17 protein-coding genes are annotated in these 14,819 nt (G+C 72.6%); 7 read left to right on the top strand and 10 right to left on the bottom strand.

All coding sequences use genetic code 11. From position 1 onward, the window contains the following. Positions 1 to 8: 8 nt before the first annotated feature. A complete protein-coding gene (locus VA596_RS47925; RefSeq protein WP_323337243.1) occupies positions 9 to 1,826 on the bottom strand; it encodes a flavin-containing monooxygenase in 1,818 nt (605 codons plus the stop codon). 160 nt (positions 1,827 to 1,986) lie between these two features. Here VA596_RS47925 and VA596_RS47920 point away from each other — a divergent pair, with 160 nt between their 5' ends. Together VA596_RS47920 and VA596_RS47915 are read left to right on the top strand one after the other, a co-directional pair. Then, a complete protein-coding gene (locus VA596_RS47920; RefSeq protein ID WP_323337241.1) occupies positions 1,987 to 3,150 on the top strand; it encodes a GAF domain-containing protein in 1,164 nt (387 codons plus the stop codon). A 59-nt stretch (positions 3,151 to 3,209) separates the two neighbouring features. Beyond that, positions 3,210 to 4,157 (top strand): GNAT family N-acetyltransferase, encoded by a 948-nt coding sequence (locus VA596_RS47915; protein WP_323337239.1) that lies wholly within the window; start codon positions 3,210 to 3,212, stop codon positions 4,155 to 4,157. Between the two features lie 41 nt (positions 4,158 to 4,198). Here VA596_RS47915 and VA596_RS47910 read toward each other — a convergent pair whose 3' ends face one another. The 3 genes from VA596_RS47910 to VA596_RS47900 are packed head-to-tail and all read right to left on the bottom strand — an operon-like array spanning position 4,199 to position 5,977. Further along, entirely contained in the window at positions 4,199 to 4,366 is a 168-nt protein-coding gene (locus VA596_RS47910; RefSeq protein WP_323337237.1) for a hypothetical protein, read from the bottom strand. Positions 4,367 to 4,412: 46 nt separating this feature from the next. Continuing rightward, complete coding sequence (locus VA596_RS47905; RefSeq protein ID WP_323337236.1) at positions 4,413 to 4,742, bottom strand: hypothetical protein; 330 nt, start codon at positions 4,740 to 4,742, stop codon at positions 4,413 to 4,415. 44 nt (positions 4,743 to 4,786) lie between these two features. Continuing rightward, on the bottom strand, positions 4,787 to 5,977 hold the full coding sequence (locus VA596_RS47900; RefSeq protein ID WP_323337234.1) for a hypothetical protein: 1,191 nt from the start codon (positions 5,975 to 5,977) through the stop codon (positions 4,787 to 4,789). 79 nt (positions 5,978 to 6,056) lie between these two features. Here VA596_RS47900 and VA596_RS47895 point away from each other — a divergent pair, with 79 nt between their 5' ends. Then, entirely contained in the window at positions 6,057 to 6,752 is a 696-nt protein-coding gene (locus VA596_RS47895; RefSeq protein ID WP_323337232.1) for a siderophore-interacting protein, read from the top strand. A gap of 46 nt (positions 6,753 to 6,798) precedes the next feature. Here VA596_RS47895 and VA596_RS47890 read toward each other — a convergent pair whose 3' ends face one another. The 6 genes from VA596_RS47890 to VA596_RS47865 form a co-directional block, all read right to left on the bottom strand. Next, complete coding sequence (locus VA596_RS47890; RefSeq protein WP_323337231.1) at positions 6,799 to 7,671, bottom strand: CU044_5270 family protein; 873 nt, start codon at positions 7,669 to 7,671, stop codon at positions 6,799 to 6,801. Then, complete coding sequence (locus VA596_RS47885) at positions 7,664 to 8,251, bottom strand: RNA polymerase sigma factor (protein ID WP_323337230.1); 588 nt, start codon at positions 8,249 to 8,251, stop codon at positions 7,664 to 7,666. The genes VA596_RS47890 and VA596_RS47885 overlap by 8 nt, the downstream gene beginning before the upstream one ends. A gap of 104 nt (positions 8,252 to 8,355) precedes the next feature. Then, entirely contained in the window at positions 8,356 to 8,721 is a 366-nt protein-coding gene (locus VA596_RS47880; protein WP_323337229.1) for a nuclear transport factor 2 family protein, read from the bottom strand. Continuing rightward, positions 8,718 to 9,173 carry a cupin domain-containing protein gene (locus tag VA596_RS47875; protein ID WP_323337228.1) on the bottom strand — a complete coding sequence of 152 codons (456 nt, stop codon included), beginning with the start codon at positions 9,171 to 9,173 and terminating at the stop codon, positions 8,718 to 8,720. The genes VA596_RS47880 and VA596_RS47875 overlap by 4 nt, the downstream gene beginning before the upstream one ends. A gap of 10 nt (positions 9,174 to 9,183) precedes the next feature. Further along, positions 9,184 to 10,665 (bottom strand): flavin-containing monooxygenase, encoded by a 1,482-nt coding sequence (locus tag VA596_RS47870; protein WP_323337226.1) that lies wholly within the window; start codon positions 10,663 to 10,665, stop codon positions 9,184 to 9,186. 100 nt (positions 10,666 to 10,765) lie between these two features. After that, the gene (locus tag VA596_RS47865) at positions 10,766 to 11,584 is read right to left on the bottom strand and encodes an IclR family transcriptional regulator (protein WP_323337225.1); all 819 of its coding nucleotides are present in this window, start codon (positions 11,582 to 11,584) and stop codon (positions 10,766 to 10,768) included. Positions 11,585 to 11,625: 41 nt separating this feature from the next. On the opposite strand from VA596_RS47865, the gene VA596_RS47860 reads away from it, so the two are divergent. The 4 genes from VA596_RS47860 to VA596_RS47845 are packed head-to-tail and all read left to right on the top strand — an operon-like array spanning position 11,626 to position 14,790. Continuing rightward, positions 11,626 to 12,411, top strand: a complete 786-nt coding sequence (locus VA596_RS47860; protein WP_323337223.1) for an SDR family oxidoreductase — start codon at positions 11,626 to 11,628, stop codon at positions 12,409 to 12,411. A gap of 14 nt (positions 12,412 to 12,425) precedes the next feature. Next, positions 12,426 to 12,932: a cupin domain-containing protein gene (locus tag VA596_RS47855; RefSeq protein ID WP_323337221.1), complete on the top strand. Its 507-nt coding sequence runs from the start codon at positions 12,426 to 12,428 to the stop codon at positions 12,930 to 12,932. Further along, complete coding sequence (locus VA596_RS47850) at positions 12,929 to 13,855, top strand: alpha/beta fold hydrolase (RefSeq protein WP_323337219.1); 927 nt, start codon at positions 12,929 to 12,931, stop codon at positions 13,853 to 13,855. The genes VA596_RS47855 and VA596_RS47850 overlap by 4 nt, the downstream gene beginning before the upstream one ends. After that, complete coding sequence (locus VA596_RS47845) at positions 13,855 to 14,790, top strand: DODA-type extradiol aromatic ring-opening family dioxygenase (RefSeq protein WP_323337216.1); 936 nt, start codon at positions 13,855 to 13,857, stop codon at positions 14,788 to 14,790. Before VA596_RS47850 ends, VA596_RS47845 begins: the two co-directional genes overlap by 1 nt. Positions 14,791 to 14,819 lie beyond the last annotated feature (29 nt).

The following is a 14,819-nucleotide window of genomic DNA, read 5'->3' as shown; positions in this document are numbered from 1 at the left end:
CGGACGGTTCACGCCTTGTGGTGCACCTCCTGCAGGCCGTACACCGGCGTCGGGATGCCCTCGTACCGCGCTTTCAGCTGCAACGCCAGGTAGAGCGAGTAGTGCCGCGACTGGTGCAGGTTCCCGCCGTGGAACCACAGCCCCTCCTGCTGGGTGGGCTTCCACATGTTGCGCTGCTCGCCCTCCCACGGCCCCGGGTCCTTGGTCGTCTCCGAGCCCAGGCCCCAGCACTTGCCGACGCGGTCCGCGGTCTCCTGGCCGACCAGGTCGGCGACCCACCCGTTCATCGAGCCGTAGCCGGTGGCGTAGACGACCAGGTCGGCGGCCAGTTCGGTGCCGTCCTCCAGCACCACGGCGTCGCGCGTCAGGTGGTCGACCTGGCCGTGGGCCAGCTTGATCTTCCCGTCGGCGACCAGCTCGGCCGCGCCGACGTCGATGTAGTAGCCGGAGCCGCGCCGCAGGTACTTCATGAACAGGCCGGACCCGTCGTCACCCCAGTCGTGCCGGAAACCGGCCTTCTCGAGGCGCTCGTAGAAGTCCTGGTCGCGTTCGCGGATCGCGTCGTAGACCGGGGTCTGGAACTGCGCCATGATCCGGTAGGGGATCGACGCGAAGATCATGTCCGCCTTCTCGGTGGTGACGCCCGCGGCGACCGCGCGTTCCGAATACAGGTCGCCCAGGCCCAGGTCCATCAGCGAATCCGACTTCACGATGTGCGTCGAGGAGCGCTGGATCATCGTGACGTCGGCGCCGTGCTCCCACAGCGCCGCGCAGATGTCGTGCGCGGAGTTGTTGGACCCGACGACGACCGCCTTCTTGCCCGCGTAGGCGTCCGGGCCGGGGTGCTGCGACGAGTGGTGCTGGTCGCCCGCGAACTCGTCCATCCCCGGGAACGCCGGGAGGTTCGGCTTGCCGGACATCCCGGTCGCGAACACGACGTGCCGCGGGGTCAGAGTCAGCTCCTCGCCGTCGCGGACGACGGTCACCACCCACTGCTGGGCGCCGGAGTCCCACTTCGCCGACTGCACCTCGGTGCTCGTCCAGTACGGCACCTCCATCAGCTGCGTGTACATCTCCAGCCAGTCCGCGATCTTGTCCTTCGGCGCGAACACCGGCCAGTTCTCCGGGAACGGCAGGTAGGGGAGGTGGTCGTACCAGACGGGGTCGTGCAGGCAGAGGTTCTTGTAGCGCTTGCGCCACGAGTCGCCCGCCCGCGCGTTGCGCTCCAGGACCAGCGCCGGGACGTCGAGCTGGCGCAGCCGCGCACCGAGCGCGATCCCGCCCTGGCCGCCGCCGATGACCACGACGTACGGCTGCTGCTCATAACCGAGGCGGGCCTCTTCCTCGGCACGCTTCTCGGCCCAGGACGTCCGGCCGCGGACGACCCCGTGTTCGACGCCCTTCGCCCGACGGTCGCGCTGCCGCTCCTCGAAGCCCTTGAGCTCGCGCAGGCTGGTCAGCAGCGTCCACGCGCCCTCGTCCTTCAGCCGCAGGTGGCCCTTCGCGCGGCCGGTCGCGGTTTCGAACTCGAGCCAGGCCTCGGTGACGCCGCCGGCCTCGGTCGGCGGCTCGCTCGTGCGGAAGCCGGACGGGGCGACCTCCTCGAGGGTGGCTTCCAGCAGGCCGGCCACGCCGTCACGGCCTTCGACCGTCTTGATCGTCCAGGTGAAGGCGACCAGGTCGCGCCAGAAGCTGTCGACGGCGAAGAGCGCGGCGGCGGCTTCGACGTCGCGCGCCGCGAGGGCCGTCTCGAACCGGTCGAGCCAGGCGTCGACCCGGGCCTGCGGGGTGTCCGTCGCGGCCGTCCGGTCCACCGTCTGTGTCATGAGCACTCCCAAGCGTCGGCTGTTACCCCGATCACACGCCTGGGGGAACTGTCGCGGCAAGGGTTGCACCGTATTGCACGACCTTGACGTTGCACGCCCTTGGCCTACCCGGCGAGCGCATCTAGGCTGGTGAGCCGACGCGACGGTGCGGAGGTGGCCCATGGGCGTGCACAGCTCCCTACCGCCCGGTGCCAGCCTGCCGGTGCACGCGCGCGACCTCGTCCGGATGCACGAAGCCGTGATCGGCGGCGGCCGCCCGCGGGTCCGCCCGCGGCCGCTGGTGTCCCGTTCGTGGACGCGCGCGCTGAGCCTGGGGCTCGCCGCCGACGGCCTCAACCGGCGCGACTCGGTCCCGCTCGACGAGGTCGCGCGGCGCCGGCGCGCCTCGCCGCTGCGGCACGTGATCGACGAGCTCGGGCAGGTGCTCGACACGGCGAACACGCTCCTGGTGGTGACCGACGCCGAGGGCGTCATCCTGTGGCGCGAGGGTTCGCCGCGCATCCGGCGTCAGGCCGACACCCTGGGGTTCGCCGAGGGCGCGGACTGGCGGGAGGCCCGCGTCGGCACGAACGCGATCGGCACCGCGCTCGCCGAGGCCGCGCCGGTGGAGCTGCTGGCCGGTGAGCACTTCGAGCAGAACCAGCACCCCTGGTACTGCACGGCCTCGCCCGTGCACGACCCGCGCACGGGCGAGCTGCTCGGGGTGATCGACGTCAGCGGCCCGGCGCTGACCCTGCACCCGGCGATCGGCGCGCTGGTGGAGACCGGGCGCCGGCTGGCCGAGTCCGAGCTGTGGCGCCACCACCAGCAACGGCTCGACCGCCTGCGCCGCACGGCGGAACCGGTCCTGGCCGGCCCCGCCCTCCTGGTCGACGACGACGGCTGGGTCGCCCACGCCGTCGGCATCGCGCCGGGGGAGCGGATCGCCGCGCCCGCCGAGGGACAGGTGCTGGCGGTGCCGGGCCTCGGCGCGTGCCTGCCCGAGCGCCTGGCCGACGGCTGGCTCGTGCGCCCGGCCGACACCGAGCGCCGGGTCTGGCTGGACCTCGACCTGGGCGCGGCGCCGATGCTGCGGATGCGCTCCGGCGACACGGGCTGGTGCCGCCCGCTGACCCCGCGGCACGCGGAGATCCTGGGACTCCTGCGCGCGGCGGGCCCGGCCGGTCTTTCGGCGGAGGCGTTGAGCCGGGCGCTGTACGGGGACGCCGAGCACCTGGTGACGGTGCGCGCGGAGGTCTCCCGCCTGCGGCGGCTGCTGGGGGCCATTGTGGACACTCGGCCCTACCGCTTGGCCGCGGGCGTGGGGCTGACGGTCCACCGCTGAAATCCGTCCTCCGGGTAAAGGATTCGACGGTTTCGCTGCGTCCTGCCACCATGCCCACCATGGGGAACGCCGAGCTGTTGACCGCCGCCGACGTCCGGCTCATGCAGGGCCTCGCGCAGCGGATCACCGCCACCCGCCTGGACCTGGTGAACGGCGACACGTCGTACGGCGAGCTGGCCTGGAACTGGGGCAAGGGGCACACCGCCCACGGTGCCGGCTGGCGGCGCCGGCTGTGGTTCTCCGGCGACGACCTGGTGGCGTGGGGCTGGGCCCGGATGCCGCACCAGGTGCGGCGCCGCGACGGAACGGTGAAGGACGTCACCGAGGCGTGCCTGGCGCACCAGGTCCACCCCGGGCACGCCGGCCTCCTCGACGACGTCATCGACTGGTACGACACCACGGCGGCGGGCCTCGAACGCACGGCCCTGCCGTGCGCCGGCGACGAGTTCGGCTTGGAACGCTGGGCGGCCCACGGTTACGTGACGGACCCGGGTTCGCTCGGCGACACCGGATCCTGGACCCAGCTCAACGAACGGGACCTCGCCGACGTCGAACAGCCGTCGCTGCCGGCCGGGTTCCGGTTCCGCACCGCCGACGAGGCCGGGCCGGAAGCCGTGGTCCAGGCCCACGTCGACGCCTGGCCCGGCTCGGCTTACACGGTCGGGGCCTACCGGGACCTCCGGCGCACCGCGGGCTACCGCGGCGACCTGCACGTCCTGGTCGAGGCGCCGGACGGGACGATGGCGGCGTCGGCGATCATGTGGCTCGACGAGGTGAACCAGACCGTCGAGTTCGAGCCGGTCGGGACGCATCCGGGCCACCGTCGGCTGGGCCTGGCCCGGGCGATGCTCCTGCACGGGATGCGGCGCGCGCGGGACGCCGGGGCGACCCACGCGACGGTCGCCTGCCTGGGCGCACCGGGACACCCGAAGGCGCGCGGCCTGTACTACGGCGTCGGATTCCGGGAGCTGTCGCGGGACGCGCCGCTCGTCAAGACCGCCGGTTGAGGACGGGGTGCGGGACCGGGAGCCCCGGTCCCGCACCGGTGTCAGACGTCCAGGGCCACGTGCAGGAACGCCAGTACGGCGCCCGGGCCGACCAGCAAGCAGAGCGCGAACCCGCCCATCAGGGGTTCGTCGTTCCGGAGCATCTTCACGAGCAGGCCGACCGCGGCCAGGACGACGGCGATCAGCAGAACGAGCACGACAAGGGGCACAACGCAGTCCTCACTTCGAACTTCGCCAACGGTGAACGGGGAACGTTCACCGAGCGGGCGGTGCCCGGGTGGACTGCGCGGTGGGAAGTGAGACGGCGGACCGGGTGCCGGGCGCGTCCAGGACACGCCCGGCCCGTTGCGGTGCCGAGGATTCGAGCGAAGGCGGGTGGACCGCCCACCAGGTGTTCGGGGCCGGTGCGGACAGCTGGGGCGCCGTCGCGGCGACCCGCAGGACGGCGTGCCGTTCGGACGCCGTGTCCTGCGTGGACGCGGATGCTCCGGCGGCGGCGACCGGCGCGTCCCAGGAGGTCGCGCCGGTCGCCGTGCCGAGGAGGATCAGCAGCACGACGAGCAGCTGCTTGAGCCTCGCCGTCACTGGTGCTCCTCTTACGCTGGTTTGTCCGTTTCGCCCAGCGTACGTCAGGCGCCGTAGGTGGCCTGCGTGACGGCGAAGACGTTCCGGCTGCCGGCGCCCTCCTGCAGGCTCCACAGCAGGTCGGCGTTGGCCGAGTCCTCCCAGTACGAAATGCTTTCGCCGCTGCCGACCCAGGTGTGCGTGGCCGGGCCGGTCGCCGACGTCCAGTAGTAGAGCTTCTTGTCCCCGGACGAGTTGAACCACCAGCGCCCGTTGTGGGACGCGACGCCGTTGAGCTTGTACCAGGGCAGCTGCAGAGCCTGGCTCGCGGTCGTCGTCGCGGCGAACGTCGTCGCGCCCGAGGCGAACGGGAAGCGGACGGCGCGCGGGGCGCGGTTCGGGTAGTCCGTGCAGCCGGACGAGCAGGTGTACTCGGCCATCACGATCGACTTGCTGACCCGGTCCAGCGAGATCGACGACCAGGAGAGGCCGGTCCCGGACGTCGTGTTCGCCGTGATGGTGCCGATCTGCGGCAGGACGTACGCGTAGTTGTGCGCGTAGTAGGTGCTTCCGGTCTGGTGGCCGATCTGGTCGGCGGTGCCGCCGGTGTTCGTCTTGAGGATCTTGCGCATGTCGAACACGCGCATGCCGTGCCCGGTGTCGGCGACGTACAGGTAGTCGCCGTACCAGGAGACGCCGCCCGCGTGGATCGGGATGTCCTGGAAGTCGGGCGCCGCCGCGGTTCCGGTCGGCTGCACCAGCAGCACCTTGCGGTACTTGTTGGGGTAGGTGGCGTCCCAGTCGACGAGCGTGATCCGGCTGCGCTCCTGCGCGCCCGAGCAGGAGGCCTTGGTGTACCAGCTGACGAGCACGAGCTGGTGGCCGTCGTAGTTGCCGCTGTTCGCGGTGCCGACGGCGTCCCGGCTGGTCGTGATGCCCTGCGGGTAGTTCGCGCAGTCGGAGTTGTCCGTGCTGTCGAACTGGAACCCGGTCGACAGGCCGGCCGGGGCGAACGACGACGGCAGGCCGGTCCGGTCGTGGTTCGCGTTGTCCATCACCGTGTGCACGGCGGCGGTCCCCAGCGTCGAGACGAGCGCGGTGTTCACGGCGTCGAACTGGTGGTAGTTCGCGCTGAGCGTGTACTGGCTCGCGGGCAGGGTGGTGGGGCCGGCCGCGGCGTCCGCGGGTGGTGAGACCAGCATTCCGGCGGCGAGCACCGCTCCGATGGACAGGACGAAACGACGACGGCGTGGCATGGGACCCCCAGTCCGATCAACGGTCGGGGCACACGCTAGGACTGTCGCCGTAGCGCCGCAAGGGCCGAAAGGAATCCCGATGACCGCACTCGAACGCCTCGCCGATCTCGCCGGCAGTGCCTGGCTGGACACCGCCCGTGTCACCGAAGTCGCCCGGCTGCCGGGCGACTTCGTGCGGGTGGAGCTGGCGGCCGACAGCTTCCGGAAGGCGACCTGGGTACCCGGGGCGAAGCTGCAGTTCCGGCCGCGGCGGGGCACGTTGAGCCTGCGCACGTACACGCCGGTGAGCTGGGACGCCGAGCGCGGCGTGACGGAGCTGCTCGGCTTCACCCACGGCGACGGCCCGGCGGCGCAGTGGCTGCGGCAGGTCGCGGCCGGCGACGCGTGCGAGGTGTTCGGGCCGCGCAAGTCGATCGACCTGCGCGACCCCGCCGGTCCCGTCACCTTCGTCGGTGACGAGTCCAGCGTCGCCCTCGCCTGCGCGCTGCGGACCGTGACCGCCGAGGTGTCGCACGTCTTCGAGGCGCGTGATCCGGCCGGGCTGACCGAGGTCTTGGCCGGTCTGGGCCTCGACGCCCAGGTCGTCGAGAAGACCGACGACCGCGCCGAACTGCTGCGCCTGGCGCGGGCGGCGGCGGGTCCCGCCACCCTCGTCGTCACAGGCGACGCGGCGACGGTCCACACAGTGCGGCGCGACAGCCGGACGTGGCCACAGCCCCCTCGTGAGGTGAAGGGCAAGGCCTACTGGGCCGCCGGCCGCACCGGCCTCGACTAAGAGGCGGCGCATGAGCCGGGAACCGGCGCAGCCGGGCGTCGAGCGGTCAGGGACGCTGCCCGGTCTGGTCGACGAAGGTCTTCACCACCACCGCGCTGTCGTCCGTGCCCAGGAACCGGTGCGTGGTGGCGTCGAAGACGAGCACCACCGGTTTCGCCTTCGGCGACGAGCCGGGCGGCACCGGCCAGGTGATGCCGACCCCGGGGCGGCCGGCGCCGTCGGTGACGTGGTCGAGGGCCTTCAGGCCCGGCACCTTCGCCGCCGCCGCGAACAGCGCTGCATACTCGGCCGGGGTGAGGGCGTGCTCGTCGGCCAGGGCGATCACGTCCTTGCCGAGCGCGTTCGTGTTCCCCTTTTCGCCGCTGTGGTGGGTTTCGAGGTAGGCGAGCATCGCGTCGGCCGTCGTCGGCAGGTCCGCCCGGTAGGCGGCGGAGGGACTGCAGTCCTCCAGGGTGCCTTCCTTGCTCGGATCGTTCGCGCCGTAGATGGGCGCCTTGCCGTCCCGGCAGCCGGGCACCTTCGTGTCGCCGATCAAGCCGTCGCGGGTGCCGTCCGCCGAGAGCCAGACCTCGCGGGTCTGGTGGCCCGGGAACTCCGTCTTCACGTACAGGAACTGGTCCGGGCGCGGCGCGACGGCCGGTTCCTCGAGCGCCGCGCCGGCCGCCGCGGTCAGCACCTTCACCGGGTCGGCGTTCGCGACGCCGGCGCCCACGCCGATCCGGTCGGCCGGGGCGAGGGTGACGACGGCGGTGATCGCCGCGGCCAGCCCGATCGTCGTGGCGCCGGCGGCCCAGAACCACCGGCGGGGCCGTCCGGCCCGGGTCGCGGCCACGAGCCGGGCGCGGGCCGGCGCGAGGTCTTCGGCCGTCGCGAAGCCGACGGCTTCCGCGCGTTCGCGGATCAGGTCCAGCTCATCCATGGTGCGAGGTCTCCTTCACGAGGTCGACGGCGCCGAGTTCGGCGCGGACGCGGGCCCGGGCGCGGCTGAGCCGCGACTTCACGGTGCCGACGGGAATGGACAGGGCTTCGGCCACTTCCTGGTAGCCAAGCCCTTCGGCGGCGACGAGCAGCAGGACGTCCCGCTCGCGAGGGCGCAGCAAGGCCAGCGCCCGGTCGAGTTTCGCGCCGAGGGCCTGCGCGGACACGCGGTCGGCGACCCGGTCGGCGTGGCCGTCCTCCACCGCCGGCGGCCCGAGGGCCAGCCGGAGCTTCAGCTCGCGCACCTCCATCCGGCGGCGGCGCGAGACGAGGTTCGTGGCGATGCCGTAGAGCCACGGCCGCGCGTCCGGCCGGGACGGGTCGAACTTCGCGCGCTTGCCGAACGCGATGAGGAACGTGTCCGCGAGCACGTCGTCCGCGGCCGACGGGCCGAGCCGCCGGACCAGGTAGCGGTGGATGTGCCGGGCGTGGCGGTCGAAGATGACCGCGAACAGGCTCGGCTCCTCCCGGGAGCGCGCCAGCACGCTCGCGTCGTCGTCTTCGGGGTTCTCCGGGGTCATCGCCCGCCTCTCGCTCCGCCAGTGTCATCTGCTGTTCTCCGCTCCCGCGGACGGGTTCCGGGATCGGGAGCGGAAGTGACGCAGGTCACTGTCGGGCGAGTGGCTCAGGCGAGAGCGGGGGAGATGTCCATGTGGACGCGGTAGTCGACGATCCGCGGCCCGTCGAGCCAGATCACCGTGACGCACGGGAGGGCGAGCGGCTGGCCGTCCGGGGACGCCGTCTCGATCGTGAAGCGGCAGAACAACTGGTCTTCTCCGGCAACAGCCACCTGGTCGACCGTGTGCCGGACCCAGGGCAGCGCGCCCGCGGCGCCCGCCGTGGCCGCGACGATCGCGTCGCGGCCCGACAGGGTTTCGCCGTTGCCGAAGGTGTACGTCGCGTCTTCGGCGAACCAGGAGCCGAACGCCTCGGCGTCCCCCGCGTCGACGGCCGCGCACATCGCGCGCACCATCTCCTCGTGGTCGGTCATTTCTGCAGTGAGAGGCCGTAGCGGGTCATCACCTGCGCGACCAGCTTCATGTCGCGCCCGGGCGGCAATTCGCTCAGCTCCTTGTAGTAGTTCTCCAGCCCCGGCGGGGAAACCACGGCGACGATCCGGGTCTCCTCGTCGAACGGGTTGCGGAACACGTGCGGCACCCCGCGCGGCATCAGCAGCGAGTCGCCCTGGCCGAGGACGTGCCGCTCGCCGTCCAGTTCCACCTCGACGCGGCCCTGGACGCAGGTGAACAGCTCGTCCTCACGGCTGTGGACGTGGGTCGGCGGGCCGCCGAGGCCCGGCGGCACGACGTACTCGAACAGCGAGTACGCGCCGTTCGTGTCGGCGCCGGTGAGCCGGGCGTGGATGCCCAGCCCGATCGCGCCGAGGTTCGTGCCGTCACCCGGGTGGATGACGTGGTGGCCGGTCTTCGGTGCGGTGTCCATCGGGATCCTCCTAGAGTGCCGCGGGTTCGGGGGCGGTCGCGAGCCGGGCGAGCAGCTCGGGCGTCAGTTTTCGGTACGCCGCCGGGGAAACCGGGTTCAGCCAGTGCGTGGCCCGGGTGAACCGGGGGATCTGCAGGCCGAGGTCGCCGAGCACCTCGTCGACGTTGTGGATGGAGAACGGGATGATCTTCGTGCCACGGCAGTGGTGCGCCCCGGTCGCGACGTCCAGGAACGCGAGCTGGCCGACGACGTCCGCGTGCCGCGTCTCGACGTCCGGCAGCGTCAGCGCGCCCGCGAGGTCGGCCGCGATCCACAGCGCCGCCATCTCGGCGTTGAGCGGGCTGAAGAACGACGAGTTGTAGCCGTTGAAGTACAGGCCCGGCGCTCGCAGCGGCTGGATCTGGCGGTACAGCAGGAAGTTCCCGCGTTCGTCGAACAGCTGCTTCTGCACGGTCTCGTCCAGGAACGGCACGCCCTGGGTGAACCCGGTCGCGCAGACGACCAGGTCGGCGGGCAGCACCGTGCCGTCGGCCAGCTCGGCGGACGGCCGGTCGCCGCCGTGCAGCCGGGTGATCACCTGGTCGCGGCGGACGCGGATCGAACCGCCGGCCACGCCCTCGAAGAACCCTTCGGTGGCCAGGCCGATCGCGCCCTTGACGATGTCCTCCATCCGCCCGGCCGGCAGGAGATCGTGCTGCCGCAACCGGAACTGCCGCACCGACACCGAGCCGACGGAGTTCAGCATCGAGGCGCGCAGCCGGTTTCCCGGGCCGTGCAGGAACTTCTCGAACCCGCGCAGCCACCGGTAGCGGAACAGCGCCTCGCCCATCCGGGTCAGCAGCAGCATCTTGAAGTTGAGGAACCCGGCGATCTTGCGCGGTACCTTCCACAGCAGCTGCCGGGCGATGACGTCGGTGCTCTCGGCGACCTCGCTGATCGCCACGGTCACGTCGCAGGCCGACTTCCCGTAGCCGACGACCAGCGCGTGCTTCCCGCGCGCCTCTTCGACGTCGGTGAACTCGCTGCCGGCCAGGACGCGCCCGCCGGCGGCCTCGAACTCGGCGCGGCCCGGGTAGTCCGGGACCGCCGGTTCGCAGAACACGCCGTTGGCGACGACGACCCGGTCGAACGTCTCCGGCACGCCGGAGTCCGTCGTCACCACCCAGCCGGCACCGTCGGGGACGACGGACTCGACGGTGGTCTCCAGGCGCAGGTGCGGGGTGACCTCGTAGACGTCGGCGTAGGCCGCGAGGTACTGCTGGATCTGGGCCCCGCCGGGCCACTCCGGGAAGTCCTTGGGCATCGGGAAGTCCGAGAACGAGTACTGGGCCTTGGGGCTCTGCGTGGTGAGCCCGGGGTAGCGGCGGGTCCGGCTCCACACGCCGCCGACGTCGGGGGTCTTGTCGAAGACCTCGACGTCGTGGCCCGCCTGCAGCAGCACCTTGGCCGTGGTGAGCCCGGCGAGCCCGGCCCCGATGATCGCGACGTGCATGCCTGGTCCTCCTGGTCCGGCGCCGGTGCCGGGCAGCTCCGGCGCGGCGTGGGCCACAGCGTGGAACACCCGGCGCCGGGGAGCCAACCGGGAGTCCTGGTCACTGGGACGGCAGCTCGGGCCGGGGCCGGGCCACCGCCCAGCGGCGGGCCGCGTACGCCCGGCTGGCCGCCGCGGCCGCCATCCGCACGGCGGGCCCGATCCGGTCCGGCAGCACGGCCGCGCTGGGACCGGTGACCGACAGCGCGGCCGTGACGTTGCCGGTGAAGTCGAAGATCGGCGCCGCGACGCAGCTGATGCCGGCGTTGCCCTCTTCGCGGTCGTAGGCCCAGCCGCGTTCGTGCACCGTGGCGAGCTCGCGCTCGAGGGCCTCGGCCGTCGTGATCGTGCGGGGCGTGCGGCGGGTGAGCCCGGCCGCCACGACCGCGCCGACGGTTCCGGCGTCCGACCAGGCCAGGATGGCCCGGCCGAGCCCGGAGCAGTGCGCCGGGATGAAGCCGCCCACCTGGTCGAGCATCGGCAGCTGACGGTGCCCGCTGATCTTCTCGACGACCAGCACCTGGGTGCCGTCGAGGACGCCGAGCTGCACCGTCGTCCGGGCCGCCGCGTAGAGGTCCTGCAGGTAGGGCAGCACGGCTTCGCGCAGTTCGTGGCGGACCGGGACCAGGCCGGACAGCTCGAACAGCCGGGTGCCGATCCGGTACTTGTCCCCGGGCTTGTCGAGCCAGCCCAGCTCGATCATCCGGGCCGCCGTCCGGTGCACGGTCGAGCGCGGCAGCCCCGAGCGCTCGACCAGCCGGGCCAGCGGCAGCTCGCGGTGGGTCGCGTCGAAGGCGTCCAGGATGGCGGCCGCTCGTTCGAGCGCGCCGGACGCCGACCCGTCCTCGTCCGATCGGGAGTCCCGGGCAGTGGGACTCATCCTTGGCCGGTCTCGCTCATGGACCGAATGTAGGACACATCATGGAGACCAACCAGCACCCCGGCCCCCGGGTCGCGTTCGTCGGCGGCGGCGCCGGCGGGATCGGCGCCGCCGCCGCGGCCGCGCTGCTCGCCACCGGGCACCGGGTCGTGCTCGCCGGGCGCACCGAAAAGACCCTGGCCGAGACGGCGTCGGCACTCGGCGGCCCGGTGGGCTACCGCGTCTGCGACCTGGCCGTGCCCGCCGCCGCGGCCGACGCCGTGACCCGGGTGCGCGAGCAGTACGGCTCGCTCGACGTCGTCGTGGCCAACACCGGCGGCCCGGCGCCCGGCGGCGTCTTCGACGTCCCCGCCGAGCAGTGGCACCACGACCTCGACCTGCTGCTCCTCGGCCCGCTCGCGCTGATGCGCGCCGCGCTGCCCGCGATGGCCGAGCGCGGGTTCGGCCGGGTCGTCGTCACGACGTCGACGGCGGTGCGGCAGCCGCAGCCCGCGCTCGCCGCGTCGACGGTGCTGCGCTCGGCGACGACGTCCGCGGTGAAGCTCGCCGCCCGCGAGTACGCCGACCGGGGGGTCACGGTCAACTGCGTCGCCGTCGGCGCCACGCTCACGCCGCGCCGCCTGGAGGTGGTGCGCGGACGGGCCGACGCCGCGGGCATCGACGTCGCCACGGCGATGGCCCAGGACCTCGCCGACATCCCGGCCGGGCGCGCCGCCGCCCCCGGCGAGGTCGCGGCCGCGGTCGCGTTCCTGGCCTCGGCGGAGGCAGGCTACGTCAACGGCACGGTGCTGACGGTCGACGGCGGCCGCACGGAATGCCCGGCCTGAGGGAGAGGAGACCCATGTCCACGTCCGGACCCGAGTTCACGATGAGCGACTTCCTCGCGAGCATCGCCCACGTCGTGCGCCCCGGCGAGCAGCGCCCGCTCGTCGTGCACGACGAGGACCTCGTCGAGATCCCGCCCGGCTCGGTGCCGAACCCGACCTCGCTGCGCGTCGCCGGAACCCTGCCGACGACGACGTTCGAGCTGTTCCGGCAGGTCATCCCGGCCGGTGAGAGCTCGGACATGCAGCGCCACCACCACGAGACCGTGCACTTCGTGATCGCGGGTGACGGCTTCACCGAGATCGAAAGCGGCGACGACGTCGAGATCGTCGGCTGGACGGCCGGGTCGTTCGTCTACACGCCGCCGTGGACCTGGCACCGCCACTACAACGACTCGTCCGGGCACCCGGTCGAGTTCCTGACCATCGAGAACTCGAGGCTGCTCGGCCTGTTCGGGCTGGGCCGCCGGGAGAGCGCGGGCCTCGCCACGATGGCCGAGGTCCGGAAGCGGGAGGACAAGTGACCACAGTGGACGAGGCCCGCGTCGAGCCGTCGGGCCCGCCGATCCCCGAGCACGCGGGGATCTGGGGCGAGCTGGGCGAACTGGAACACACCCTGCGCTACGTCGACGTCCCCCTTGACGGCGGCGCCGTGCGGACGCGGGTGCTGCAGGCGGGGACCGGGCCGGAACTGGTGCTGCTGCACGGGACCGGCGGGCACCTGGAGGCGTACGCGCGGGACTTGGCCGGGCTCGCCCGCGACTTCCACGTCACGGTCTACGACATGGTCGGCCACGGCTGGTCGGACCTGCCGGACCGGCCGTACACGATCGACGTGCTCGCCGCGCACCTGGTGTCCCTTTTGGACACTCTCGGCATCGACCGGGCGCACCTGTCCGGCGAGTCGCTGGGCGGCTGGGTCGTCGCGTGGGTCGCGGCGCACTACCCGGACCGGGTGAACCGGCTTGTGCTGAACACGCCGGGCAACATCGCCAACAAGCCCGAGGTGATGGCGCGGATGCGCGACAGCACGATGGCGGCGGTGCGCGACCCGAGCGACGCCACCGTCCGCCGTCGCGTCGAGTTCCTGTTCCACCACAAGGAGATGGTCACCGACGAGCTGGTGAACCTGCGCCGCCGGATCTACTCCCGGCCCGGGTTCGTCCGGGCGATCACCAACACGCTCGTGCTGCAGGACCCGGAGGTGCGCAAGGACTTCGCGTGGGACCCGGCGTGGGTGTCGAAGGTGGCGGCACCGACGTTGCTGCTGTGGACGAGCCACGACCCGACCGGCGGCCTCGACGAGGCCGACCTGCTGCTCGGCTGGCTGCCGGACGCGCGGCTGCACGTCATCGACGACGCCGGCCACTGGCCGCAGTGGGAGAAGGTCGGCGAGTTCCTCGACGTCCACCGCACCTGGCTGCTGACCGGGACGGAGCCGTCCTGATGGCCGAGATCGCGGGCTTCGTCGGGATGTCCCACAGTCCTTTCGCGACACTGCTCCCCCCGTCCCGGGTGGACGGTCCGGGCGGCCGTTTCCTCGGTGACGCCGAGCGGGTCCGCCGCGCGGTCGAGGACCTGGCCCCGGACGCGATCGTCGTCATCGGCCCGGACCACTTCCACGGCAACTTCTACGACGTGATGCCGCCGTTCGTGCTGGGCGTCGAGCAGGCGGCGGGCTTCGGGGACTACGGCAGCACGGAAGGTCCGCTGCCGGTGGCGTCCGCGCTGGCGTGGCCGCTGCACGCGGGCCTGACCTCGGCCGGGTTCGACCTCTCGCTGTCGTACTCGCTTACGGTCGACCACGGCATCGTGCAGAGCTACGAGATGATCACCGGCGGGACGTCGCTGCCGATGGTGCCGCTGGTCGTCAACACGGCCGCGCCGCCGCTGCCTTCCTTGCGCCGCTGCGTTTCCCTGGGCCAAGCGCTGGGCGCGGCGTTGCGTTCGGCGGACTTCCCGGGCCGGGTCCTGATCGCGGCGAGCGGCGGGCTGTCGCACTGGCTGCCGTCGAACGACCCCCGCGACCCGACGGTGGCGGGGGAGCGGCGCGAGGCCCTGATCCACGGCCGCGCGGACGTCCACGCCTTCGCGGCGGCCCGCGAGCCGAGGGTCCGCGCCATGGGCGGCGACCCGGGCGCGCGGGTGAACGCGGAGTGGGACAAGTGGTTCCTGTCGCGCCTGTCCTCAGGGGACGCCGACGCGGTGGCCGCCCTCGGGCACGAGGCACTGGAGGACACGGCGGGCACGGGCAGCCACGAGGTGCGGTGCTGGCTGATCGGCCAGGTCGCGGCGGCCATGCCCCTGGTCTGGACGAGCTACGAGCCGGTCCCGGAGTGGATCACGGGCATGGGCATCGGCACCACCTTCCCGATCACCTGACGCCCGAGAAGCCCGGGGGTGCCGGAAGT

This window comes from Amycolatopsis heterodermiae (assembly GCF_034929455.1).
Taxonomy (GTDB): domain Bacteria; phylum Actinomycetota; class Actinomycetes; order Mycobacteriales; family Pseudonocardiaceae; genus Amycolatopsis; species Amycolatopsis heterodermiae.
The sequence above is the reverse complement of the archived record's forward strand: the minus strand, read 5'-3'. Positions and strand labels throughout refer to the sequence as shown.